25 protein-coding genes, 1 riboswitch and 1 other annotated feature are annotated in these 24,918 nt (G+C 35.4%); of the genes, 1 reads left to right on the forward strand and 24 read right to left on the reverse strand.

Annotated elements, in window-relative coordinates; genetic code table 11:
• Positions 1 to 37: 37 nt before the first annotated feature.
• On the forward strand, positions 38 to 1,795 hold the full coding sequence (locus tag PHP06_02055; protein ID MDD3839338.1) for an NFACT RNA binding domain-containing protein: 1,758 nt from the start codon (positions 38 to 40) through the stop codon (positions 1,793 to 1,795).
• Here the strand turns inward: PHP06_02055 and pyrE are convergent.
• From pyrE to PHP06_02175, 24 genes are all read right to left on the reverse strand, one after another.
• Positions 1,792 to 2,370 (reverse strand): orotate phosphoribosyltransferase, encoded by a 579-nt coding sequence (pyrE, locus tag PHP06_02060; GenBank protein MDD3839339.1) that lies wholly within the window; start codon positions 2,368 to 2,370, stop codon positions 1,792 to 1,794. The two genes, PHP06_02055 and pyrE, sit on opposite strands and share 4 nt — an antisense overlap.
• A gap of 21 nt (positions 2,371 to 2,391) precedes the next feature.
• The gene (locus PHP06_02065) at positions 2,392 to 3,306 is read right to left on the reverse strand and encodes a dihydroorotate dehydrogenase (protein ID MDD3839340.1); all 915 of its coding nucleotides are present in this window, start codon (positions 3,304 to 3,306) and stop codon (positions 2,392 to 2,394) included.
• On the reverse strand, positions 3,299 to 4,081 hold the full coding sequence (locus PHP06_02070) for a dihydroorotate dehydrogenase electron transfer subunit (GenBank protein ID MDD3839341.1): 783 nt from the start codon (positions 4,079 to 4,081) through the stop codon (positions 3,299 to 3,301). The genes PHP06_02065 and PHP06_02070 overlap by 8 nt, the downstream gene beginning before the upstream one ends.
• Positions 4,082 to 4,087: 6 nt before the next feature.
• Positions 4,088 to 5,035 carry an orotidine-5'-phosphate decarboxylase gene (pyrF, locus tag PHP06_02075; protein ID MDD3839342.1) on the reverse strand — a complete coding sequence of 316 codons (948 nt, stop codon included), beginning with the start codon at positions 5,033 to 5,035 and terminating at the stop codon, positions 4,088 to 4,090.
• Positions 5,035 to 6,324, reverse strand: a complete 1,290-nt coding sequence (locus PHP06_02080; GenBank protein ID MDD3839343.1) for a dihydroorotase — start codon at positions 6,322 to 6,324, stop codon at positions 5,035 to 5,037. Before PHP06_02080 ends, pyrF begins: the two co-directional genes overlap by 1 nt.
• Positions 6,311 to 7,252 (reverse strand): aspartate carbamoyltransferase catalytic subunit, encoded by a 942-nt coding sequence (locus tag PHP06_02085; GenBank protein MDD3839344.1) that lies wholly within the window; start codon positions 7,250 to 7,252, stop codon positions 6,311 to 6,313. The genes PHP06_02080 and PHP06_02085 overlap by 14 nt, the downstream gene beginning before the upstream one ends.
• A gap of 70 nt (positions 7,253 to 7,322) precedes the next feature.
• A complete protein-coding gene (locus tag PHP06_02090; GenBank protein MDD3839345.1) occupies positions 7,323 to 8,561 on the reverse strand; it encodes a uracil-xanthine permease family protein in 1,239 nt (412 codons plus the stop codon).
• Between the two features lie 141 nt (positions 8,562 to 8,702).
• Positions 8,703 to 9,239, reverse strand: a complete 537-nt coding sequence (pyrR, locus tag PHP06_02095; GenBank protein ID MDD3839346.1) for a bifunctional pyr operon transcriptional regulator/uracil phosphoribosyltransferase PyrR — start codon at positions 9,237 to 9,239, stop codon at positions 8,703 to 8,705.
• Between the two features lie 152 nt (positions 9,240 to 9,391).
• A complete protein-coding gene (locus PHP06_02100) occupies positions 9,392 to 10,324 on the reverse strand; it encodes an RluA family pseudouridine synthase (protein MDD3839347.1) in 933 nt (310 codons plus the stop codon).
• Positions 10,325 to 10,342: 18 nt separating this feature from the next.
• Entirely contained in the window at positions 10,343 to 10,792 is a 450-nt protein-coding gene (gene lspA / locus PHP06_02105; GenBank protein MDD3839348.1) for a signal peptidase II, read from the reverse strand.
• A gap of 226 nt (positions 10,793 to 11,018) precedes the next feature.
• Positions 11,019 to 11,645: a TraR/DksA C4-type zinc finger protein gene (locus PHP06_02110; protein ID MDD3839349.1), complete on the reverse strand. Its 627-nt coding sequence runs from the start codon at positions 11,643 to 11,645 to the stop codon at positions 11,019 to 11,021.
• Between the two features lie 17 nt (positions 11,646 to 11,662).
• A complete protein-coding gene (locus PHP06_02115; GenBank protein MDD3839350.1) occupies positions 11,663 to 11,980 on the reverse strand; it encodes a DUF5665 domain-containing protein in 318 nt (105 codons plus the stop codon).
• Between the two features lie 116 nt (positions 11,981 to 12,096).
• Positions 12,097 to 14,886, reverse strand: a complete 2,790-nt coding sequence (ileS, locus tag PHP06_02120; protein ID MDD3839351.1) for an isoleucine--tRNA ligase — start codon at positions 14,884 to 14,886, stop codon at positions 12,097 to 12,099.
• A 51-nt stretch (positions 14,887 to 14,937) separates the two neighbouring features.
• Positions 14,938 to 15,161: a binding site (T-box leader), on the reverse strand.
• A 44-nt stretch (positions 15,162 to 15,205) separates the two neighbouring features.
• A complete protein-coding gene (locus PHP06_02125) occupies positions 15,206 to 15,706 on the reverse strand; it encodes a DivIVA domain-containing protein (protein ID MDD3839352.1) in 501 nt (166 codons plus the stop codon).
• Between the two features lie 18 nt (positions 15,707 to 15,724).
• The gene (locus PHP06_02130; protein MDD3839353.1) at positions 15,725 to 16,510 is read right to left on the reverse strand and encodes a YlmH/Sll1252 family protein; all 786 of its coding nucleotides are present in this window, start codon (positions 16,508 to 16,510) and stop codon (positions 15,725 to 15,727) included.
• 45 nt (positions 16,511 to 16,555) lie between these two features.
• Entirely contained in the window at positions 16,556 to 16,831 is a 276-nt protein-coding gene (locus PHP06_02135; protein ID MDD3839354.1) for a YggT family protein, read from the reverse strand.
• A gap of 13 nt (positions 16,832 to 16,844) precedes the next feature.
• Entirely contained in the window at positions 16,845 to 17,294 is a 450-nt protein-coding gene (sepF, locus tag PHP06_02140; protein ID MDD3839355.1) for a cell division protein SepF, read from the reverse strand.
• Between the two features lie 15 nt (positions 17,295 to 17,309).
• On the reverse strand, positions 17,310 to 18,002 hold the full coding sequence (locus tag PHP06_02145) for a YggS family pyridoxal phosphate-dependent enzyme (protein ID MDD3839356.1): 693 nt from the start codon (positions 18,000 to 18,002) through the stop codon (positions 17,310 to 17,312).
• Between the two features lie 31 nt (positions 18,003 to 18,033).
• Entirely contained in the window at positions 18,034 to 19,257 is a 1,224-nt protein-coding gene (locus PHP06_02150; protein MDD3839357.1) for an HlyD family efflux transporter periplasmic adaptor subunit, read from the reverse strand.
• Between the two features lie 198 nt (positions 19,258 to 19,455).
• Entirely contained in the window at positions 19,456 to 20,559 is a 1,104-nt protein-coding gene (gene alr / locus PHP06_02155; GenBank protein MDD3839358.1) for an alanine racemase, read from the reverse strand.
• 14 nt (positions 20,560 to 20,573) lie between these two features.
• Positions 20,574 to 21,617 (reverse strand): peptidoglycan bridge formation glycyltransferase FemA/FemB family protein, encoded by a 1,044-nt coding sequence (locus tag PHP06_02160; GenBank protein ID MDD3839359.1) that lies wholly within the window; start codon positions 21,615 to 21,617, stop codon positions 20,574 to 20,576.
• A 75-nt stretch (positions 21,618 to 21,692) separates the two neighbouring features.
• Positions 21,693 to 21,959, reverse strand: a complete 267-nt coding sequence (locus PHP06_02165) for an ATP cone domain-containing protein (GenBank protein ID MDD3839360.1) — start codon at positions 21,957 to 21,959, stop codon at positions 21,693 to 21,695.
• Between the two features lie 238 nt (positions 21,960 to 22,197).
• On the reverse strand, positions 22,198 to 23,583 hold the full coding sequence (locus tag PHP06_02170; GenBank protein ID MDD3839361.1) for a 2-isopropylmalate synthase: 1,386 nt from the start codon (positions 23,581 to 23,583) through the stop codon (positions 22,198 to 22,200).
• Between the two features lie 329 nt (positions 23,584 to 23,912).
• Positions 23,913 to 24,060, reverse strand: a riboswitch (cyclic di-AMP (ydaO/yuaA leader).
• 85 nt (positions 24,061 to 24,145) lie between these two features.
• The gene (locus tag PHP06_02175; GenBank protein ID MDD3839362.1) at positions 24,146 to 24,712 is read right to left on the reverse strand and encodes a helix-turn-helix domain containing protein; all 567 of its coding nucleotides are present in this window, start codon (positions 24,710 to 24,712) and stop codon (positions 24,146 to 24,148) included.
• Between the last annotated feature and the right edge of the window lie 206 nt (positions 24,713 to 24,918).

Genomic DNA, 24,918 nt, shown 5'->3' on the forward strand with positions numbered 1-24,918 from the left:
TTATACTATGTTAAAAACTAAATTCGGAGGAAACAATATGGCCTATGATGGAATAGTTTTGCATAATGTATTGTTTGAACTGAACAATAAAATAATTGGCGGCAGAATAGAGAAAATTTATCAGCCTGAAAAAGATGAAATAAGGCTTCATATAATAAAAAACGGTGAAAAATATCAGCTTTTATTATCATCTAATCCTTCACAGCCAAGGATACACTTGTCCCGCTCAAAAAAGAAAAATCCCCCTCAGCCTTCTATGTTTTGTATGCTTTTAAGAAAATATCTCACATCAGGGAAAATTATAAGATTAAGCCAGCCCGGCTTTGAAAGAATTTTGGATATATCCATACAGGCAAAAAATGAGCTAGGGGACAATGTGATATATAGATTGATTATAGAAATAATGGGGAAACATAGCAATGTAATATTTATAAATGAAAATAACAAAATCCTGGACAGCATAAAACGTGTATCCAGTGATATGAGCAGAATAAGACAGGTAATGCCAGGACTGTGTTATGTATATCCACCCTCCCATAATAAAAAAAATCCTCTTGTGCTCAATCGGGAACAGATCCTAGACCTGTTATTAAATTATCCTAGCAATGATAGGATGTTATATAAGGCCATAACCAACATCTTTTCAGGAATATCCTATCCGGTATCAAGGGAAATTATATTCCGTGCAGGGTTTGATGTGGATATACCCTATTCACAGATGAGTGATGAAGGATTTTGTAAAATCGCCGATTGCGCATATGATATTTTCAATCAAGTAAAAAAATGCGATTTTTGCCCAACTATGTGGATATATCACGACAATCCTGTGGATTTTTCTTCGCTAAACTTAAATATAAATCAACCTATGGAAAAGTTTTGCGATGATTCTATAAGCCATATACTTGATAAATATTATTCAACGAAAGAACTGATACAGAAGTTAAATCAGAAAATTTCCAATGTAAAAAAAATAATAGACAAAAATTTAGAAAGATGTTATAAGAAGCTTGGGATACAACTGGACACCCTGAACAGAGTCAAAAATCGCGATCAACTTAAAAAGAAAGGTGAATTGCTGACGGCTAATATATACAGAATTAATAAAGGCCTTAAACAGATAGAACTTGCTGATTATTATAATAACAATCAACCTATTATAATAAAATTAAAAGAAAATCTTACACCTGCACAAAATGCCCAAAAATATTTTAAGGCTTACGCTAAAGCAAAGAACTCCTATAAAATAGTGTCACAGCAGCTAAAAATAAACAAAGTAGAGATAAATTATCTGGAAAGCCAGCTGGATAATCTTGATAAGTGTTCATCAACAGACGATGTAGAAGAAATCATATATGAACTAAAAAAAGAACGATATATAAAAGATAAACAAAACAAAGCAAAAAGACCTATTGTAAGATCCCAGCCTATGCATTTTGTATCGTCTGATAAAATCGATATCTATGTAGGTAAAAATAATGCACAAAACGACTATCTTACATTAAAATTCGCAGGTAATGATGACCTGTGGCTTCATGTTAAAGATGTGCCGGGCTCCCATGTAATAATAAGATGCAAGGGTAAGGATATACCTGATAATACATTGATAGAAGCCGCCCACCTGGCTGCTTATTACAGTAGGGCTAAAAATTCTTCCAATATAGCAGTAGATTATACTTTAAAGAAAAACGTGAAAAAACCCAAGGGAGCAAAGCCCGGCATGGTAATATATGAAAATTATAGAACCGTCTTTGTAACACCAGACAAAGAAATAATAGATGGGTTAGATATTGTCTAGCTCCCTATAGACGAACCGCTTCCAGGTCTAACCAAGCTAACACCCTGCTTACAGATAGGACACTCATCTTGAGGGTAGGAAATCACATCCATTTGAGCTACTGAATAAAAATCTGTACCGAAATCTACCCTACCTTTACTTCTATCCACAACCACACCTACACCTACTACCTGTCCCTTGCACTCTTTAACCAGTTCAATCACTCGTTTTACAGACCCACCTGTAGTAACGACATCCTCTACCACCAACACCTTTTGACCGGGGGTTATTTTAAAGCCCCGCCTCAACATCATCTTTCCATCCTGCTTTTCTGCGAATATATTTTTCTTATCTAGAACCCTCGCTACCTCATACGATAACAAAATCCCGCCTACTGCAGGACCGATTACAAGGTCAACATCTTTATCCTTAAAATAGTCCGCTATTCTTTTGCTCACAAATTCAGAGTGCCGATGATATTCAAACAGCCTTGCACATTGTAGATATGTGTCGCTATGTTTGCCTGAACTCAACAAGAAATGTCCTTTCTGCAAAACACCTGCATCCTCAAAAACTTCCATAACTTTTTGATCCATAAAAAAACACCTTCCTCATAGTCAATATTTTAAAGTGCCTATCAAACTGCTCACACATGATATATTGTTCTCTCTGCAAAAATCCTTTAATTGCAAGGATATATTCTCACATGCATAAGGATGGACCAAATTCGCCGTCCCGACTCCGACAGCAGTGGCCCCTGCTATCATAAACTCTGCAGCATCTTGTCCGTCCATCACTCCCCCCATCCCTATCAAAGGAATTTCGACCCTTCTGCTTACTTCCCAAACCATCCTCAATGCTACAGGCTTTATAGCAGGACCGGATAATCCTCCAACAATATTTCCTAATATAGGCCTTCTGGTCTTGGCATCTATCGCCATACCCTTTAATGTATTGATTAGACAAATTGCATCCGCTCCGGCTTGTTCACAAGATATAGCCATTTCACATATGTCTGTTACATTAGGAGATAATTTTACAATTAACGGTATATCAGTTGCCTTCCTTACTGTTTTTACTAGATTATATATGCTTTGACTGCTGGTGCCAAACTCAATGCCTCCCTTATCCACATTAGGGCATGATATGTTCAGCTCTATAGCAAATATAGGTTGATTCTCAAGTTTTCTCACGATTTGGCAATATTCCTGTACAGATTCTCCTGATATGTTAATAATTACGGGAACTGAATACTGGGATAACCTAGGCAATATATTATCAATGAAATAATCTATACCAGGATTTTGCAATCCTATGCTGTTTAAAACTCCGGATGGAGTCTCTGTAATCCTAGGCGGTGGATTCCCGATTTTCTCATCTACGGTAATCCCTTTCACAGTTAGCGCTCCTAACTGCTCGATATCCATAAATTCTGAATGCTCCATCCCAAATGAAAATGTCCCTGACGCTGCTACGATTGGATTTACTAGCTTTCTCCCTAAAAAATCAACGCTCATATCTATACTATTCATCGAATATCACCTCATCAGCATAAAACACAGGGCCATCTTTGCATACCCTTTTATACGTATATCCCCCATCTGTCTTTATTTTGCATGCGCACCCCATGCATGCACCTATTCCACAACCCATGTTCTGCTCCAGTGACACCTGACATAAAATATCATTTTGTTGACAAATATCTTTTACAGTTTTGAGCATAGGATACGGGCCACATCCCAAAACACAATCGTATTTACCACTTCTTAATATGTCAATCAAAACATCCGTTATTTTACCACCATAACCCACACTGGCATCATCTGTGGAGATCAACACTTGCTTGGAAAACTTCTCAAACTCATATACAGAAAAAACCTGACCGCCATCTCTATATCCTAATAATGATGTAATATTTCTATCTTTGAAATGCTGTGCAGCTAACAATAAAGGGGCTATACCTATTCCGCCTCCTATTAAAATTATATCTTTTATATCTTCTGATACATTAAAATAACTGCCACACGGACCAATCATATCCATATAATCACCTTTTACGCTGCTGCATAGTATTTCAGTCCCCTGACCCTTAATCTGTATATAGATGGTAAACGACTGCCTGTTTAAGTCTACAGATGCAATGCTGATGGGTCTCCTCAACAACAAACCGCTGTGCTGGCACAGTTTAATGTGTGCAAATTGACCAGGGCGTGCTTCAGTAGATATATAGTCGCTCCGAAATACCATTTTATATATATTTTTTTCAATTTGCTCATTTGAAATCACTTTACATTTGATTGCCTTCATATATCATCACCATGCAAGTTTTTTGGCTTTAGCCAAGGTTTCATTTATATTCTTTGTCATTTTAATAACTGCCTTTCTGGCTGCCTGCTGGTACTCCTTTTCCGGATAACCTTCTAGCATATAAGAAAATATAACAGCCCTGGATGAATTGATGATGGCACCCAGCCCATCATGGTTAAATGCACACGCTATCTTTTCAGCATCCGCCCCTTGAAATCCAAAACCGGGAACTAAGAAAATGCTATTTTTAATCAGCTTTCTTATAGATTGTGCTTGTTGAGGGAAGGTTGCTCCGACTACTGCCCCTACGCTGCTGTACCCATGCCTGCCCATCGTTTCTTTTCCCCATTCATTTACATGTTCAGCTACTATCTCATAAATATATCTACCGTCTTGGTTTCTCAAATGTTGAATTTCAATGCTGGATTTGTTTGAAGTGCTAACCAATATAAAAATTCCTCTATCGTATTTATTACAGTCGTTAACAAAGGGCTCAATTCCATCTGTTCCCAGATACGGATTTACAGTTATTGCATCAATTTCATAAGGTCTGTAAAAGTCATCTAAATCAAGATCCATCATACCTAGATATGCTTTTGAATACTGTTCAGCTGTGCTCCCTATATCATTTCTTTTTACATCCCCTATCACAACCAGCTGTTTTTGCTTTGCATATCGAGAAGTCCTTTGAAAAACTTCAATCCCTTCTCTTCCGAACACCTCATAATATGCTGATTGTAACTTTACCGCAGGTACTAAATCAAAAACGCTGTCTATTATTGATTTATTAAATTGGTACACCGCCTCGACTGCTCCACGCAAATTATGACCATATTTTGCAAAGTTTTCTTGCTTTATAAACTGTGGAATGCATTCAAAATTAGGATCTAACCCAACAACACAATAACTCTTTTTCTCAATGATCGATTCAATAACAGCATCAGCAAAATTCATCAGATAACCTCCCTATCCAATTCCCCATCTCTAACAATTATCCTTCCTTTATTTATCGTGTACAATATCCTACCTTTTGCTTTATAACCCTGATATGGCGAGTTCTTAGATTTTGATACAAACTCTTCTGTTTTTATTTCATATCGATACTCAGGATCAATTATAATAATATCTGCAACCGCCTGAGTGCTTATTCCGTCACATTTAAGGTTGAGAATTTTACAAGGATTGCAATAAAACTTGTTCAAAATATCTGTCCAATCAAGCATGTTTTTATGCAAAAGTTCTGTCAAAGCAACCGGTACAGCTGTTTCAAACCCCACCATCCCTGGCTTTGCTAATTGAAATTCTATGTTCTTTTCGTCTTCACTGTGGGGAGCATGATCTGTAGCTATTACATCAATAACTCCCTCTCTTAAACCTTTTTTTATGGCATCTATATCTGACTTTTCTCTTAAAGGTGGATTCACTTTTGCATCTGTATTAAAATCTCTAGCATAGGAACTATCCAATGAAAAATAATGTGGTGCTGTTTCACATGTTACATGTACTCCTCTTTGTTTTGCCCTTCTTATTATGTCCACACTCCCTTCTGTACTGACATGGGCTATATGAACACTTGCACCTGTATTTTCTGCCAAAATCACATCCCTTGCTACCATTATTTCCTCAGCTGCCTTGGATATGCCCATCATTCCAAAAAAAGTAGAATCTCTTCCTAAATTTATCAATCCTTCTGATGTTAGCTGTGTATCTTCGCAGTGAGAAATAACGGGAAGACCAAATGTCTTGGCATACAATAATGCGTTCTGCATTATCATAGAATTACTGACCGAAAAGCCATCATCAGATACCGCAACTGCACCGTGCTCTTTTAGCTCCCCCATATCTGTCAATCGTTTGCCTTCCAGTCTCCTTGTTATAGCTCCTATCGGCAGTACATCTATCACTCCATCAGTTCTACTTTTGGCTTTAATATATTCTATCATTGCTTTGCTATCTATTACAGGATCAGTATTGGGCATACATGCAACTATAGTAAAACCTCCTTTTGCAGCACTCCTTGTACCTGTATATATATCTTCTTTATATTCATATCCCGGATCACGCAGGTGGCAGTGCATATCGACAAAACCGGGGAGGACCATTTTTCCACTGGCATCGATGATCTCGCACTCTTGATCATCTATCTTATCTGCAATCATTTTTATTCTTTGACCCTCAACTAATATATCTCTTTTAAATACTCCTTCATCAGTCACAATACAACCATTCTTAATTAATAACATCTTTTCTACTCCCCTTTCTGGTAAGTAGATATAACAAGGCCATCCTAACTGCCACCCCGTTAGTTACCTGTTGATCCACCATTGAATTTTCAGAACTCAAAACTTTTGAATCTATTTCTACAGCTCTATTGACCGGACCCGGATGCATTACCAGCGCATCTTTTTTACAAAGCTTTAATCTATCCTGGTTTATGCCGTAATAGCGATAGTATTCATATGCAGAGCCTATAAATCCCTCTTTCTGCCTTTCTCTTTGAATCCTCAAACCCATCACTACGTCCACATCTTTTATCGCTGAATCGGTATCGTAATATACAGATACTCCCATATCTTCAATATCAGGAGGCAAAAATGTAGCAGGGGCAGCAACTCTGACTTGTGCACCCATTTTTGTAAGTCCCCATATATTACTCCTAGCCACCCTGCTATGCAATATATCACCTACTACAGCCACTTTAATTCCGTTTAGCGTTCCTTTTTCTTCTTTGATAGTAAACATATCAAGCAGTGCTTGGGTAGGATGCTCATTTACCCCGTCCCCTGCGTTTATGACAGAAGCCTCTACATTCTTTGCCATTATATGAGGCGCACCTGAAAATGGATGGCGTATTATCACCACATCTGCTGCCATTGCATCAACAGTCTTTCCGGTATCTATAAGGGTTTCTCCTTTATTCACACTGCTGGATGAAACGCTGATACTACAGCTAGTCGCACTCAGGTATTTAGCGGCAAGATCGAAGGATAGCTTGGTTCTAGTGCTGTTTTCATAAAAGATACTTACAATGGATTTTCCATTAAGGTGAGGTGTCTTCTTTACATCTTGAAGCAGTATATATTTCATCAACTCTGCAGTTGATAATATATAATCTATCTCTTCAAATGTCAGTTCCCTTAACCCAAGCAAATCTTTTCTCATATACTTCATTTGTCTACACCACCTTAAATGTTATTAGTAAAATAGCAGCAAGATTATATCTCACTGCTATTTTCTTATATCATATGTTTTCAGGCAATAACTTATTTAATACTACACCTACAAGCGCTGCAAGGCTAATGCCCGCCAGCTTAAGATTCCCTATTGGAAGTATTACTCCACTCAATCCCATAACAAGTATCAAAGACACGATGATCAAATTTCTGCTACATGTAAAATCCAAATTTGCCTCCGATATCGTCCTCATCCCTATACTTGCTATCATACCGAACAATATCAAGCTTACTCCTCCCATGACAGGAGTGGGTATAGTCTGCAATGCTCCTCCCAATTTGCCAAAAAGGCTCATCGCTATAGCAAACACTGCTGCCAGCTCTAATATTTTAGGATCATATACCTTTGTCACCGCTAAAACACCTGTGTTTTCACTATATGTGGTATTTGCAGGTCCTCCTAACATACCGGCAAAAACTGTTGCTAACCCGTCACCTAAAAGTGTTCTGTTTAAACCCGGATCTGTAAGAAAATCTTTCTTTACAACAGCTCCGTTAGTTGTGATGTCTCCAATATGCTCCATGAAAGTTACCAGTGCTACCGGGGCAATCAACGCAATTGCCTCCCATGAAAATTTGGGGAACATAAACTGGGGTAATCCAAACCATTTTGACTGAGCCATTATTTCTTGTGAATGGGCATTGAATATCAAAGGATTAGCACCTGATAGACCAGTAATATCAAACACCATCGATATCAGATAACCAACCCCTATCCCTATAAGAATAGGAACCAACTTAAAGAATCCTTTAGCAAATATCGATACAGCTATAACGACAGCCAATACTATGAGTGCTACCGCCCAATTGTTCTGTGCCATATCAACCGCTGTAGGACTTAAAACTAACCCTATAACCATTATCATAGGTCCTGTTACAACCGGAGGAAAGAAGCTCTTTACCTTTTCCACTCCGAATATCGTAACTATTAAGGATAATAACAAATACATAACACCCGCTATTACTATTCCTCCAAGGGCGTAAGGCAGTCTTGAAGGATCTAGAGGTTTCCCATTATCACCCATAGGGCTTACTGCTAGTATAACCGGGATAAAAGCAAAACTCGACCCTAAAAAAACAGGTACCTTTCTATTGGTTACAAGATGGAATATTAAAGTTCCTACTCCAGCTGTAAAAAGCGCTACTGATGTACTAAGCCCCGTCAAAAGTGGTACAAGGACAGTTGCTCCAAACATTGCAAAAACGTGTTGAATGGCTAAAAGTATGTTCTTAGTTGTCTTTGACATTATAATTCCCCCTAATTTTAAAATTTTTTATAAAATAAAAAACCTTATCAACGCTGATAAGGTTTTTGACTCACAAAAATATAGTGATTCCAAAATACCTTTACCAGCCTCTCTGGACTGATTTAAAAGGTGAAATTGAAATTACAATTCATTTATTACCACTTTATTGTATCCATCAAACTCTGTTACATTTACATTCACTATCTCACTTCTAGCTGTAGGCACGTTCTTGCCTACATAATCGGCTCTGATAGGCAATTCCCTATGTCCCCTGTCTATCAACACCGCAAGCTGTATTGTTTTAGGCCTTCCAAGATCTATGATAGCATCCATTGCTGCCCGTGCTGTCCTACCTGTATATAACACATCATCTACTAAAACTACGTTTTTTGAATTTATATCAAATGGAATATCAGTGTCATTTATTATAGGATGTTCTGACAGCATGCTCAAGTCGTCTCTATATAAAGTTATATCCAATATACCTGCCTTCACTTGTTTACCTTCCACCTGTTTTATCTTTTGCGCCAGCCAATCAGCTAAAGTTACTCCCCTTCGTTGAATGCCTACCAGCACAACATCTTCAATTCCCTTATTTTTTTCTATTATTTCATGGGCTATTCTTATGACAGCTCTTTCCATTGCCTTTTCGTCCATTATTATTGTCTTTTCCCTCATAGTGCTATCCCTCCTTTTTAAGGTATAAAAAAAACCTTACACTTCTGGCAAGGCGAAAATACAACATATAACGTTATTCTCCCTTGCCAGCCTCGCAGGACCAGCTTAAAGGTCTTGACTGAAAAAAGTATATCATAAATTTTTCATCATGTCTACTGCTTTTTTGTCACTTTTTGTTGTAAGAATAAAATAATTTCTTTGAAATACTCTGGTAATTCAACAGTAAATTCCACATATTCTCCGGTAATAGGATGATAAAATCCTAGCAGTTTAGCATGTAATAGCTGGCCTGTTAAATTAAACTCATTTTTTTTAGGCCCGTAAACCGGATCTCCTACAACAGGATGACCGATATGAGACATATGCACTCTTATCTGATGAGTCCTGCCTGTCTCCAACCTGGCCTCTATCAAAGTATAATTGCCATACCTTTGTTCAACCTTGAAATGGGTTACCGCACATCTTCCTCCTTCAGTAGCTATCGCCATCTTTTTCCTGTTTTTTGGATTTCTTGCTATCGGAAGATCTATTGTTCCCTTTTCTTCTTTTATATTGCCATAAACTAATGCTGTATATTTTCTCAATGCTTTTCGAGATTTTATCTGCTTTGCAAGCTCTATATGTACCTGATCGGTTTTGGCAACTACCAGCACTCCTGACGTGTCCTTGTCCAACCTATGTACTATCCCTGGTCTTATCTTACCGCTTATGCTCGATAAGTTCTTACAATAACCCAAAAGTGAATTTACTAAGGTGCCTGAATAATTTCCCGGAGCGGGATGTACCACCATTCCCTGGTGTTTGTTTATTACCATCAAATAATCATCCTCATACACGATATCAATTGGAACTTTCTCCGCTGATATCTTCGGCTCTTGCAATTGTTCAGGTGCTATTGTTATTATATCTCCCTGTTTTATTTTATAGTTAGGCTTTACATTGTTTGTTCCTTTAACCTCTACTCGATTTTTATTTATTAAGTTTTTTATATACGACCTGGATAAATCCTGATTTTTATCTGAAAGATAAACATCTATTCTCTTACCTTGATCTGCTCCATCAACAACAAATTTTCTATCCTCCAAACTGAATCACCCTTTGCTTCAAGCGGTCTTAAAATTCTTCCCGAACAGTATGATTAGAGCTAATAATATAGTCCCTGTTACCACTGCAGTATCAGCAATATTAAACACAGGATAATTTATCAATCTAAAGTCCAGAAAATCCACAACAAACCCTAGCCTTATCCTATCTATCAAATTTCCAATCGCTCCCCCTAATATCAACGAAAGGCTTATTTTCAACAGTACCTTTTCTTTAGGAAGGGTAAACAAATAATACACAATTATCCCACTCACTATCAGAGTAGTTACAATAAAAAACCACCTTTTATTTTGCAATACTCCAAATGCTGCACCTCTATTTTCCACATATGTTAGATGAAATACATCTTTTACAATAGGTATGGTATTACACTTTTTCAAATCAGTTAATACATAGTACTTAGAGACTTGATCAGCTATTATTATTAAAAATATAATTAAGAATAACACATTTTTTCCCCCTATAAATTATAGTTTCTATAAAATTATACCACATAGATGACCCACACTGAAGATAATAATTGACAAACAGGAACTTATATCATAGAAAGAGTGCACTATATGTGTTTCATACATAGTTGCTATTATACTATGATTTCAGCAATCCGGGAGGATATAATACCGTATGTAGCTTGCTGTCACACTTATAAATACAGCTGCATCGTTGTGCTAAAAACTACTTATCTCTATCGCTTCGGTATTTTTCTACCTTTTCCACTATACCTACATCTTCCTCACTATCAATATAAGTCTCATCATAACCTTCTTCTCCTGATAAATCTTGAGGTCCACTTGAGCTGCCGTATCTCTGAAGCTCCTGCCAAGCATCCTCTCCATCAAATCCTGTTTCTTGTGTATTATCCCTAAAACTTCTGCCGAATGGGTGTGCTATTACCTCCTCTTCCACAGGCCTGACCTGTTTCTTCAAGCTCGGGTTATCCTGCCTATCATGCTCACATTGTAAACATAGCCTGGTTTCCGGTATTTCCTTCAGTCTTTCAAAGAATATCTCTCCTCCACATATTTCACATATACCGTAATTACCTTTTTCTAACTTCAATAATGCATCATTAATTTCTTTTATCTGTCTTTTTTCACTATCCTTTAAAGCATGATTTTCTTCCACCACTGTAGTTTCTGATGCTAAGTCGGCAGGATGATTATCATAGCTTGATAATTCTCCAAACTCCTCTTTTAAAGATGTTTTAGGAAAATTCTTTTCCATGGACGAAACTAGCCTTTCTTTGTTTTCCAGCTCTTCTTCAAGTATTCCTTTTAAATAATTTAATCTCTTTTGGTCCATTACATTCCTCCTAATATCTAATATAGTGAATCCTGTACAATCTTTACTATTTCTGCAATAAAGTCCCCTATTATAGGTAAGTTCAGCAATGCCAATCTGCTCAACGAATACAATACTACTGCGCCCAGCACTGTAAATCCTATCGCCATACCGATGCCTCTTGCCAATCCTGCTACAAAATTTATATATAGCAGTCTTTTCATATCGTTAAGTATTTCTACATATTCTGCGATCTTCATCTTTTCAATATCTTGAGATAATTCATCCATTCTTCGCTCAATCACTTCTAACAATTCTTTTTTTTTTCGTCCAAATATATCATCCTCATATATCATCCTTAGATTAATTCTTCCTTTAAAATAATTAATTATACAAAAAAAGAGGATATATGCTCATATATTTGAACATAATATCCTCTTATTAGTCTAGTCTATTTAATTTTCAGTCCTCTTTATTTTATGTTCTGTATACACCTTTCGCAGATATCAGGATATTGATCGTCCTTCCCTACGGATCCGTCAAAATTCCAGCACCTTTCACATTTCTTACCTGTAGCCTGACTTACTCCCACCTCGAAGTTTTTAATCTCATCGCTGACAAACAATCCATCCCGGTCAACTTGTGCATACTGGTGTAAATCTACTTCCGATACTATGAATATAGTATTTAAATGGTCTTTTATCTTTCCTAAAAACTCATAAACTTCTCCATCTGCGTATATATCCACCTTAGCATTCAGAGAGTGCCCAATAACTTTTTGGTTTCTAGCCTTTTCAAGAGCCTTGGATACTTCATCTCTCACTTTGATAATATTGTCCCATTTCTTTTCAAGCTCTGAGTCTATATATTTGTCTTGGGATTTTGGCCAATCTGCAAGCTGAACACTTATATCGCTTTGGTCTTTGCTCTTGGGCATATGCTGCCATATTTCTTCGCTGGTAAAAGTAAGCACAGGTGCAATTAATTTTACCAGTGAAACAAGGATATCATACATGGCAGTCTGAGCCGCTCTTCTCTCCTTGGATAAAGATTTAAATGTATATAATCTATCTTTAATTATGTCCAGATAAAAGTTGCTCATATCTACCACACAGAAATTATGAATAGAGTGATATAAAACATGATATTCATAATTGTCATATGCATCAGTTACTCTATCTATCAAACTGTTCAATTTCATCAATGCCCATTTATCTATCTCAAGCATTTCATCATATTCTACTCTGTCCTTGTCAGGATCAAAATCATTCAAATTTCCAAGCAAAAATCTGCAAGTATTTCTGATCTTTCTATATACCTCTGACAATTGCTTCAATATCTGCTGAGAAACACGCATATCAGACCTATAATCCGCTGAAACCACCCATAATCTTAAAATATCAGCACCATATTTTTCAATGACATCTAATGGGTCTATACCATTGCCTAATGATTTGGACATTTTTTTCCCTTGCCCGTCTACGACAAATCCATGGGTCAATACAATCTTATACGGCGCTACCCCTCTGGTAGCAACAGATGTCAATAGCGAAGACTGGAACCAACCTCTGTACTGATCATTACCTTCAAGATACATATCCGCCGGCCATCTCTGACCTGGTGTAGTCTCAAGAACAGCAGTGTGAGTAGAGCCTGAGTCAAACCATACATCCATGGTGTCAGTCTCTTTCTCAAATTGATCGCAGCCACATTCACATTTTATATCATCAGGCAGAATATCCTCAGCAGAATAAATAAACCATGCATCCGAACCTTCCCTTCCGAAAAGTTCAGATACAGCTTTTATAGTTTGGTCATTGATTAGTTCTTTCCCACATTTTTTGCAATAAAAGATAGGTATCGGAACTCCCCAAATTCTCTGTCTAGAGATACACCAGTCATATCTATCCTTTACCATGTTGGTTATTCTCTCCTGGCCCCATGCAGGCACCCATTTCACACTATCTATTGCTTGAATAGCTTTATCCCTGAATCCATCTATAGATGCAAACCACTGTTCAGTAGCCCTGAAAATAACCGGATCCTTGCATCTCCAACAATGGGGATATGAGTGGGTCAAGGATGTTATTGCAAGCAGCGCTCCAGACTTTTTAAGTTGGTCAAGTATCACACCGTTTGACTCTTCATAATAAAGTCCTTGCAGACTGCCGGCCTTTTCAGTCATATAACCTCTATCATCTACAGGGTTAAGAACTTCCAATCCATACTTCATACCTATCTCAAAGTCTTCTTGTCCATGACCAGGAGCAGTATGAACACAGCCTGTTCCTTGTTCCAATGTTACATGATTTCCTAATATTATAGGTGAAAATCTATCAATAAAAGGATGCTTTGTTTTTATTCCTTCCAACTGCCCACCGTCAAATTTCTTCAAAACTTTCCATTCTTCCAACCCGGCTACTTTTGCAACATGCTCTATCAATTCAGTAGCCAACAAATACACTTCTCCACCAGTTTCTATCAAACTATACTCAAAGCTAGGTCCTAAACATATAGCAAGATTTGCCGGCAATGTCCAAGTAGTGGTAGTCCATATAATAACATATACATTATCTAATGAACTTACAACATCACTGAACAGCCCCTTGTCATCTTCTACCTTAAATTTAACATAAATAGAATCAGTCTCATGATCATCGTATTCTATCTCTGCCTCTGCAAGTGCTGTCTCACACTTGGGACACCAATATACCGGCTTTAAGCCTTTGTATATATACCCTTTTTTGGCCATTTCTCCAAAGACTTCAATTTGTTTAGCTTCAAACTCGGGTTTTAAAGTCAAATAAGGGTTATCCCAATCCCCTCTCACACCCAATCTTTTGAACTGCTCTCTTTGATTGTCCATATATTTGAGCGCATAATCTTTACACTTTTTCCTGAACTCTACCGGGCTTATTTCTTTCCTGTCGATATCTAAGTTTTTTATCGCCTGCAATTCAATAGGTAAGCCATGTGTATCCCACCCAGGGATATATGGTGAATCATATCCAGTCATGGTCTTGTATTTGATGATTATGTCCTTTAATATTTTATTCAATGTATGCCCTAGATGTATATCACCATTAGCATACGGTGGACCATCATGTAAAATAAACTTCTCTTTCCCCTCATTTTTTTGGACAGATTTGCCATATATATCGTTCTTATCCCAGAATTCAACAAATTCTGGTTCTCTTTTCGGTAAATTCGCCCTCATAGGAAACTTTGTTTTAGGCAGATTCAATGTTTTGCCATAATCCATTTATTAAAACCTCCATATCTAATTAAAATTAAAAAGCTCCCGTCCTATCAAAGAAGGGACGGGAGCAACATATACTTCCCGCGGTACCACCCTGTTTCCAGAAAAATTGGCACTCACAATTATATAACGGTTGACCGGAAATTCCTACTTATAATAAAATATTTTCAGAACACGGCTCAAGGGTGATCTTCAACAAAAATTAAACATTGACATTTCACCAACTGTCAACTCTCTGTAGTTTAACAATTGTTTACTCTCCCTCTCACTGCCTTTTAGTATATTTAATTGGAGATTATTATATACTATATTTTTTACATCGTCAAGATTCTTGTGCTTCTATCACAGGCGAAGCATCATATTCATCATACTCAAAAAGATTTTCTTCGTCATCTATCATTTCTAGCTGAGTTTCCAACAAAGATTTGAAACGAGACTTAAATATTTTAAACTGTTTTCTGTTTCTCTCAAACTCTTTCTTTATTTCAATAACCTCTTTGTTTGCTTCCTCTATGATCTGTTTTGCTTTCTGTTCCGCTTCACTAATAATCAGCTCGGATTTTTGATGAGCATTATTTGTTACCTCATCAGCGGTTTTTTGAGCAGTAATCAGAGTTTCTTTTAATGCACTCTCCATCTTTTTGTAACTTTTAATCTGATCATCAATCAATGCTAATTTATCTTTTATTTCCATATTTTCCTTGTACATCTTTTCGTAATCTGCTACAACTTTATCCAAAAACTCATCTACTTCATCATCATTATAGCCTCTAAAGCTTCTACTAAATTCTTTATTATGTATCTCCATAGGTGTTATAGTCATAAAACTCCTCCTCATTATTTACAACATCTTTTTGAATTCAACCTTTAATCTCTTCTTTTTAGTATACCCCGTAACCTGGTTCAGGATAACCCTTCCATATTTCTTTAAAGAAATAATATCTCCTTCTTGAACCTGTTTTGAAACATCATCAACTATTTGCCAATTAATTTTTGCTGATCGATTAGTTATATACTCTGCAGACATTTTCCTCGAAAGCCTGTATGCCGCACTAATTACAGCATCTAGCCTTAAGGATGAAACAATTGCATCAAATTTTTTGTACTCCTTTTCGGGAATATCAATGCTACTTATATCCACTTTTTCAACACTTACTTTTGAATTACCTATTTTCTGCAGATTAAAATTTAAATAATCCACCATATCAGAACATACAAAACAAAAACATCTGTTTTTACCGTCTAATACAATATCTCCCACTTTTTCCCTCGTTATTCCCATGCCTAATATACCGCCTAAAAAATCTTTGTGCTTGAGCTCACAGCTTTTACTATTTCCTATTATCCTTAAACAACTTATAAATTCTGGTAATTCATCAATTTGATAATAAAAGGGCTTTAAAATTAAAAGCTTTCTTTCAGCGTAAGGATATCCCCCTTTAAATATTCCTTGTACACCTTGAAATTGATTTAGAATTGAATCAATAACTTTCTGCTGATAAGGGTCTAAAAAGGAAGTGCTTGAAATACTGTGAATCCTTTCAACTCTCTTAATTTTATCGATAACTCGAGAAAAAAATAATCTTTCACTCTGTTCCAACCCATCAACAATATTTAATATATCCAAAATACCACCTTTCTCGATACGTTCTGGTTTGTTTCTATATAATTTTTAAATAAGTGATCTCAATAAAGCAATAATTAAGTTTAAAAATATTATAGCGAGCAAAGGCGATATATCTATGGGTAGTCCACCTGTATTTATCTTATTTGCGATATTCCTAAATGGTGCCAAAATCGGTTCAATAAATTGTTGTATCCAACTCATTAATGGATGCGACCTGTCAATAACCCATGATAACAACGCATTTATGACTATTAACCACGAAAAAATTTCCAAAAATATTATAATACCTTGTACGATTGCTGTGCCTATTTGTCCACCCATTATTGCCCTCCCTTCAATCCTTTGGAGCCCAAGGCATTTCTAGATCTTCATCACCCATTCCATATACTACATCCCCCGAAACATCTACATTGCTAGGCGAGATTACTAAAATATCTTTGGTCACTTTCTGTACATTGCCCTCAAGAGAATAAGCAGCACCGCTTATAAAATCAACTATCCTTTGTGCCACTTCTACATCCAAAGTTTCTAAATTAACTATTGTGGGTTTTCTGTTTTTTAGATTATCTACAATCTGTCTGCTGTCCTCATAGCAATCCGGCCTACAAACGATCATTTTTATTTGAGAAGCTGTATGTATATTTACCACCTTACCTTTTCTACCTATTTTTGTTTGATAATCAGCTACATCTTCATCTTCTCTAAACTGCTCTTCCTGGTCCTCTATCAATTCGTCCTCTAGTCCTATGTAATATAAAACCTTGTTCAAAAATCCAGAACCCATCTCCAACACCTCCGCTTAATATTCTCTTTGTCCAAATATTCCAGTCCCTACTCTAATCATATTTGAGCCTTCTTGTATTGCAATATCATAATCATTAGTCATACCCATAGATAAGTACCGCATGTCCACATAATCTAATTCCATACCCCTTATATTGTCAAATAATTGTTTTGCCTTCTCAAATATAGGTCTCACTTTTTCACTATCCTCATAAAATGGAGCAATAGTCATCAAACCTTTAATTCTAACATTTTTATAATTTTTGGCACTATGGATCAGCTCCATAAGCTCATGTTGGTCAACCCCAAACTTACTCTCTTCACCGGATATATTAACCTGTATCAATATATCCATCGTTTTATTTTGCCTTTTACATCTTTTATTTATTTCTTTTATAAGCTTTAAACTGTCTACCGAATGAATCAAATCCACTTTATCCAATATATACTTCACTTTATTGGTTTGAAGATGACCAATCATATGCCACCGTGCTTGCTGTCCTATTAATTTGTATTTTTCACATAATTCTTGGGCTCTATTTTCGCCAAGTATATTTAATCCGCAATCAATAGCTTGTCTTATCTCATCGATACTGCGAGTCTTGGAAACAGCTATAATAGAAATCTCATCAGGATCCCTTCCTGTGCTTTTAGCAGCATCCGCTATTTTTTGTCGTACCTTGTCTAAGTTTTCCTTTATGCCAATCATAATTTATTTTTCACCAACCCGTTTATTGCTTTTATCGTATTTCATTTGCATCCGTTATGTATTCCGTAAATAATTTTAAGTTATCATCCTTACCTTCAATTATAGCATAATTTTCGTCATTTCCTAGTATTTCGACAGGAACAAATTGGGGAAAATTATTTTTTAATATATATATGCCTGTTGTACCTTTATTTGTTTTTATAGACTCTAATGGAACTTTATAGCCTTTTTCATCCTGTAACTTAACATCAAAATCTAAAACCCTAGATTGCCATAACAGCGGTATATCATATTTTAGCTCAAGATTTAATATGCTCTTTTCTGAACTATCATTTATACCCAATATCTTTGTTTCTAAAAATTGGTCTTTTATCTTTATTTCAATAAAGCTTTTATCCTGCAATAGTTTTGAATAATCCCTATCAATAGGGATCGTTATATAGCATTTAAAATTATCAATTATTTTATACAAGGGCTGTCCCACACTTGCGTTGATTTCTTGCTCCATATCCGGATGGTTTTCAGTTTTGGTCATTATATTATTTACTGTTTGCCATGTATAATCCCCAATAGCATCAGGAGTTAAAACTTTTTCAAACCCATCGATCAGATAGCTTACAATACCCGCCTCCGGTGAATATATATTTTTTACAAATTCTTGTCTCTTTTCCATAAGCTGATTCTTCTCTTCATATAGTGATTGTAAATATTCATTTTCCGAACTCTGAGCGATCATATCTGATCGTTTTCCCAACAACCCTTCAAGCTGTTTGCTTTTTTGTTCTACTAACTGCATATCTTGTTGTTTAGTAGCTGTTTGTATCTCCCGTTGAACAGAATTAATTTTATCCTGGATTTTTTCAATATCTGCTTTAATAATTTTATCCACTACATTTCTTTGATAATATTCATTGATTTCCTCATCTATTTTTGCTAATCTCTCATCCACCTCGTTGGCCTGTTCAGATTTCACTATGGATAAAATTTTACTGCCCTTTGAAATCTTATCGCCTTCCTGACTGTACAAAATCACTTGTCCATATGCAGGAGATTCATATAGTTTCTCATCCCTGGTAATAATTCCGCTATACCGTTCAATCTTTTCAATCTTCCCTTGCTGTAAAATATCCGTTTTGTAGTCCATCTTGTTGTAATAATGTTTGTATATAAATAATAAAATAAAAAAAATTATAATAATAGATACAACCAATCTTATAAATTTCTTTTTTCTCTTTGTACGATAAGCCTTTTCCATATAGTCACCTTCTAATGTAGTGCATAATAAAATATTATCCTAAATATCCATAAAGTAATATAGGTCTCCAGCAGTAAAATAGTCTCAAATTGCTTCATTAAAAATATTATTCTTCACAAAAATAAAATTTCCTTCATTAAATGGTAAAAAGATAATAAAATAAGCTGCTCCGTCTTTTTAGAACAGCTTATTAATTACCTATTCTTCTAATTTCCTTGGAATGTTCTCTTTTATGTAGATAGGATTGATCATTGCTCTGACAAAATCACCTTCTTGAGCATCTGTATCTGTTAAATCAATACAAGTTAATTGCATACTCACTTGACCAACAATTTTGATGGGCTTGTCCTTAAAATAAACTAAAGGCGTAGGTTTGATGAAATCCCTCATTGCACCATATATAGTTTTTGCAAAATTGATAAAAATAGTCGGATCTTTCTTTCTTACTGTAGAAAATCCATCGTAATATCCTAAATCTAAAATCCCTAGCTTCATATCCCTCTTAGCCTTAAACGTATGCCCATATCCTACATATGATCCCGAAGGGATATCCCTCACCCTGATAATTTTAACCATGAAATCCCAGGTCTTTTCCAAGGATATATCGGCTTTGAATATTTTTTCACCATAAATGATATTACCTAATCTGACCAAATTAAATCGACTTTCCGGGAAATCCATAGCTGCTAAACTATTAGCCGCTGTAACTATTGGAAACTCTATTCCATTTTGCCTGAACTTTTCTATACAGGCATTAAACAGGTCCAATTGTCTTCCGGTGAATTTCTTATCTGCAGCAGACGAAAGGTGTGTACTTGCTCCAATATATGATATCCAATTTGTACTTTTTATGACTTGTATCAAATCATCTATTTGATTCTCAATAAAACCGTATCTTCCCATTCCTGTATCTATTGCTATAAATGCATTCTTTTGCTGTTCTCGTTCTGATAACAATTCCTCTAGCATTTTAACATCTTCAAAATATGAAAGTGTAGGGGTAATATCATAGTTTAGTAAGTCTTCAAATCTTTGCATAGGGTCTGCAAGTAATAATATTGGCATGTCAATCCCTATTTCTCTAAGAGCTATTCCTTCATCTACAGTTGATACTCCAAACCAAGACACCCCACTATCTTGCAAAACAGGGGATATAAGTTTTAAATCATGACCATATGCATTTGATTTAACCACTGCCATCACAGGAGTATCTATATATTTTTTTGCCTTATGTATATTATTTATAATTTTCTGTTTGTATATCTTTACATATTTTGTAGTTGTCCTATCAACGGATTCCAACTCAATCACCCCGACTACTTTTTGAGATGCATTATCTTTTTACGAACTTTTAGACCTGCGTCTATCATCTTATACAAGGCATTATTTGAAATCAGATCATATTCACCTAAGAACTCAGTAAAATCACCATTAAATCCCTTCTTAAATCTATATAATCCATATAAAGGATTGGAAGGGTCTAGGTCACCGGATACCCCTCTAAAATCGTATATTTCACAGCCCTCTGAATGAGCCCATTTTATCATTTCCCATTGTAACAGATAATTGGGCATTTTATTTCTATGTTTATTAGCGCTTGCACCGTAGAGATACCAGCACTTATTTCCAAACTTTAAACATATTGTTCCCGCTATATCCTCTCCACCATAACTTGCCATAAACAGTTTCATAAATCCTTTAGGAACAAATAAATCATACATACTTTCAAAGTATTCAATAGGTCTTATGACAAAGTCATCTCTTTCGCCGGTAGTTTTCATTAAATTGTAAAAACTACTTATATCTTCCCTGCCGCCTTCTCTGATCTGTACACCTCTTCTTTTGGCTAAACGAATATTGTATCTGGTCTTTGAATGAAACGAATTCAATAATTCTTCTGTCGTCTTATCTTTGATATTTAATCTAAAAACAAATTTTGGTTGTATGCTCTCAAAATTTAAGTTTTTAGGTTTTATATAAAATCCAAGTTTTTTTAAGTTTTGGTGAACTGTTTCATCTTTAACAGAAATATCTGGATCCAATCTGAGATACACAGCTTTATGAGTTTTGATAAATTTCTTAAGCTGTTGGATCAGTTGGCTCAACAATTCATAATTTTGCAAATCAATGACAGGACCTCTAGGTGAATAAAGGATATTCCTGTTAATCCCAGGTACTTTCCTTTCAAGTATTAACATGCCACCTATAAAATCCTGATCCTCTTTAAATAATAAATAATAAGGCTTCCAATAATCACTTTTAAGCTGACCCCATTCATATGTTTGTAATATATGGCTTTTGGGATGGCTTTTAATCACTCCGTTATATTTCTCTCCATCATCTGTAATAATAATCTGCATTGTTACAACTCCTTCAGAAGTTATTGTCAATATCTAATATAACATAAAATACAAAACCTGTATATCTCGATATTTTTACTTGCTTTTACCGGATTTGTATGCCTGTGCAATATCATAAAATCCTGCGTCCTTCAAGACATTCACTACAATATCATGTATCATAGAAGATTTAATCGGATCTGTTTTACGCAATTTAATCCTTTTAATTATTTCTTTACTCAACTTGTCAATATCTGAACCGGGAAAAGGTTGTTCTGTTTCATCAGACACTCTTTCCAAAGTCAATTTTATTTTATCCAGATTAAATTCTACAATCCTTCCATCTCTTTTTATAACTTTCACTTTAGCATCACCTCGTTTTATTATATCTTACTACTAGTATAAATTACCTTCAAGCAAAATTAAAATAGTAATAACTGCTCTAACTGGTTTTCATGATTCTTTTTTGCTCCATAACCCAATATAATTACATAAAAAAGATAGAAGATTTATTATTTAATCATATATTAAGAAGAGTGAACTGTGCTCATGTCCACTCTTCATGTTGTTAAATATGGGTGTATATCATATCTGGATAGCTTTATTTTATTCTGCTCTGTCTGATGGAAAAAAGTTCAGGGAAATATTGGCTTGCTAAAATCTCCATCTCTGAATCCCCTATAACTGTAACCCTTCCACTATCATATTCAGAATCTATCCATTCCTTTATCTTTGCAACTCTTGGGTCCCTCTTATCTATTGCATCCTCCCCTTTTAATGAAAAATAGCTATTCAACCATGCAGCAATCCCTGCCAAGCCTGAGTGTGCATCTACTACTACAACAGGTGGTCTTCCTAATATTTTAGTGGTATCAAATATATTGTATATCTCTTCATCCTTGAGCAAACCGTCTGCATGTATACCTGCTCTAGTAGCATTAAAAGCTCTGCCTACAAAAGGCGTTCTGGGAGGTATTTCGTAATTTAAATGATTCTCAAAATATTCAGCTATCTCAGTGATAACCCTCAAATCCATCCCACCATCATTACCACGCAATTGAACATATTCCATTGCCATTGCCTCTAAAGGAGTATTTCCAGTCCTTTCCCCTATGCCAAGAAGAGAAGTATTTACAGCAGATGCCCCGTAAAGCCATGCAGTTGTAGAATTAGATACAGCTTGATAAAAATCATTATGACCATGCCATTCTAGCCATTCTGACGGAACCTCACCATAATTTACAAGTCCATACATTATCTGTGGAACACTCCTAGGCAATGCAACTCCAGGTATGGATACACCTAACCCCATTGTATCACATGCTCTGATTTTCACAGGTATATTTGATTGTCTAGAAAGCTCCATCAATTTATTGACAAAAGGCAATACAAAACCATAAAAATCAGCCCTTGTTATATCCTCAAAATGACACCTAGGTATAATGCCCTCTTCCAGTGCATCTGAAACAATTCTAATATAGCTTTCCATAGCTTGTTTTCTATTCATATTTAATTTGTTAAATATATGATGATCGGAACAGGATACTAGTATGCCTGTCTCTTCTATCCCTAATTCTTTTACTATTTGAAAATCTTCTTTTCTAGCTCGTATCCATGCAGTAACTTTTGGATATTCATACCCTTTTTCCATACACTTGATCAGTGCCTCTTTATCTTTTTTAGAGTATACGAAAAACTCACTCTGCCTTATTATCCCGCTATCATTATCCAATTTATGCAACAAATCAAACAAGTCACTGATCTCATCAACTTTGTATGGAGATCTGGACTGCTGACCATCTCTAAAGGTAGTGTCAGTTATATAGAACTGTTCAGGTATATTCATGGGTACTATCCTATGATTGAACACTATTCTAGGAACTTGATTATACGGATAAATATTTCTAAACAGGTTGGCCTCCTTTACATCTCTAAACTGATACTCTATCTCCATAATTCTAGTTTTTTCATTGTACTTTACATTCATACTTATACTCCTCCAATCTACTTTTTAAATTAATAACTAAAACCCTCTCCCCATATTCAGCTAAATTTTATCTAGTATATTAAGCCCGCTTAAAATACGCAACTATTCCGTTTAATATTTATAATGCCTGCATTAAAAACAGGTAAGTAACTAAAAACCATACCTCCTTTTTTAAAATATATACGCTCTGGAAACGCTAACATATTTATTTGATAATATCCCCAGAAAACTCATGATAAGATATTCCATATATATTTTATGAAATATTGTTGGTTAACAAAAAAAGCGATATCACCTAACCCATAGGCAAAAACCGCTTTAAAGACATAGATACCCTTCCTTAAAGCTTCCGAGGTTAGCTGACGGATTCGGGTAGAAAGGAAACTAACCCTACCGGATAAAATCCGGATTCACCCCATTATATTGGTTCCCCCGTATCCTGCTTGTACAAAAGCAAGAATTCAGCATTTATTTATTTAATTTTTACAATCAATATTTTAACTGTTTTTTCTATATTATAATCTTATTGTAAGTAAACTTCAAGAATTTTTTAATTATAATATCAAGCTGCAATTTTTTTTATTATGCAATAAAGATATTCCAAGTTCTTCTCTTTTTCCGACGGAAACAATACTATCAAACGATGAGTTGTGGTTACCACCATATCAATAAGCCTTTCAATGATTTCAGGGGTTAAATGTTGTTTGTGCCCAAAAGATGAATCTATAAAAATTCGCCTTATATTTGATAATAATACATCTTTAAGCAGCAAAAGCTTTTCTTTGTTTTTTGAATTGATCATATTAGCTCTCAATAATTCAAAGCCTAAACATTTTCTATCCTCCATGTCTTCGTACAAAACATAAAGAGTTTCCTTTAATTTTTCATCCCAAGGCATAGAGCTACAGTTTATATTTTCTAGTTTATTGCAGGTTTCCTGCCACTCACTCTCTAAAATATACATAAATAGACCATTCTTGCTTCTATAATAGTTGTATAATGTACCCACCGCCAAACCCGCTTTTTCAGCTATCATTTTCATTTCAGTATCTTGGTATCCCTTTAAACTAAAAAGCTCCATTGCAGATTTAAAAATATTTTCTTCAACATCTTCAATTATCTTTGGCATTATTTATCCATCCTGTATTGACTTTATGAATTGTAATTCATATAATATATTATAGTTTATATAATTATTTTGTCAATATTGCCATTCTTTAATAAGGGAGTTTAAAATGAAAATAATTGACCAGTTTTTGCATAAATATCAAAAGAACCTCCGTTATTACGCTCTATTAGCGGACTACTGTCAAGCAGAATGCCAACGATTGTTAA

Source organism: Clostridia bacterium (genome assembly GCA_028698525.1).
Taxonomy (GTDB): domain Bacteria; phylum Bacillota; class Clostridia; order JAQVDB01; family JAQVDB01; genus JAQVDB01.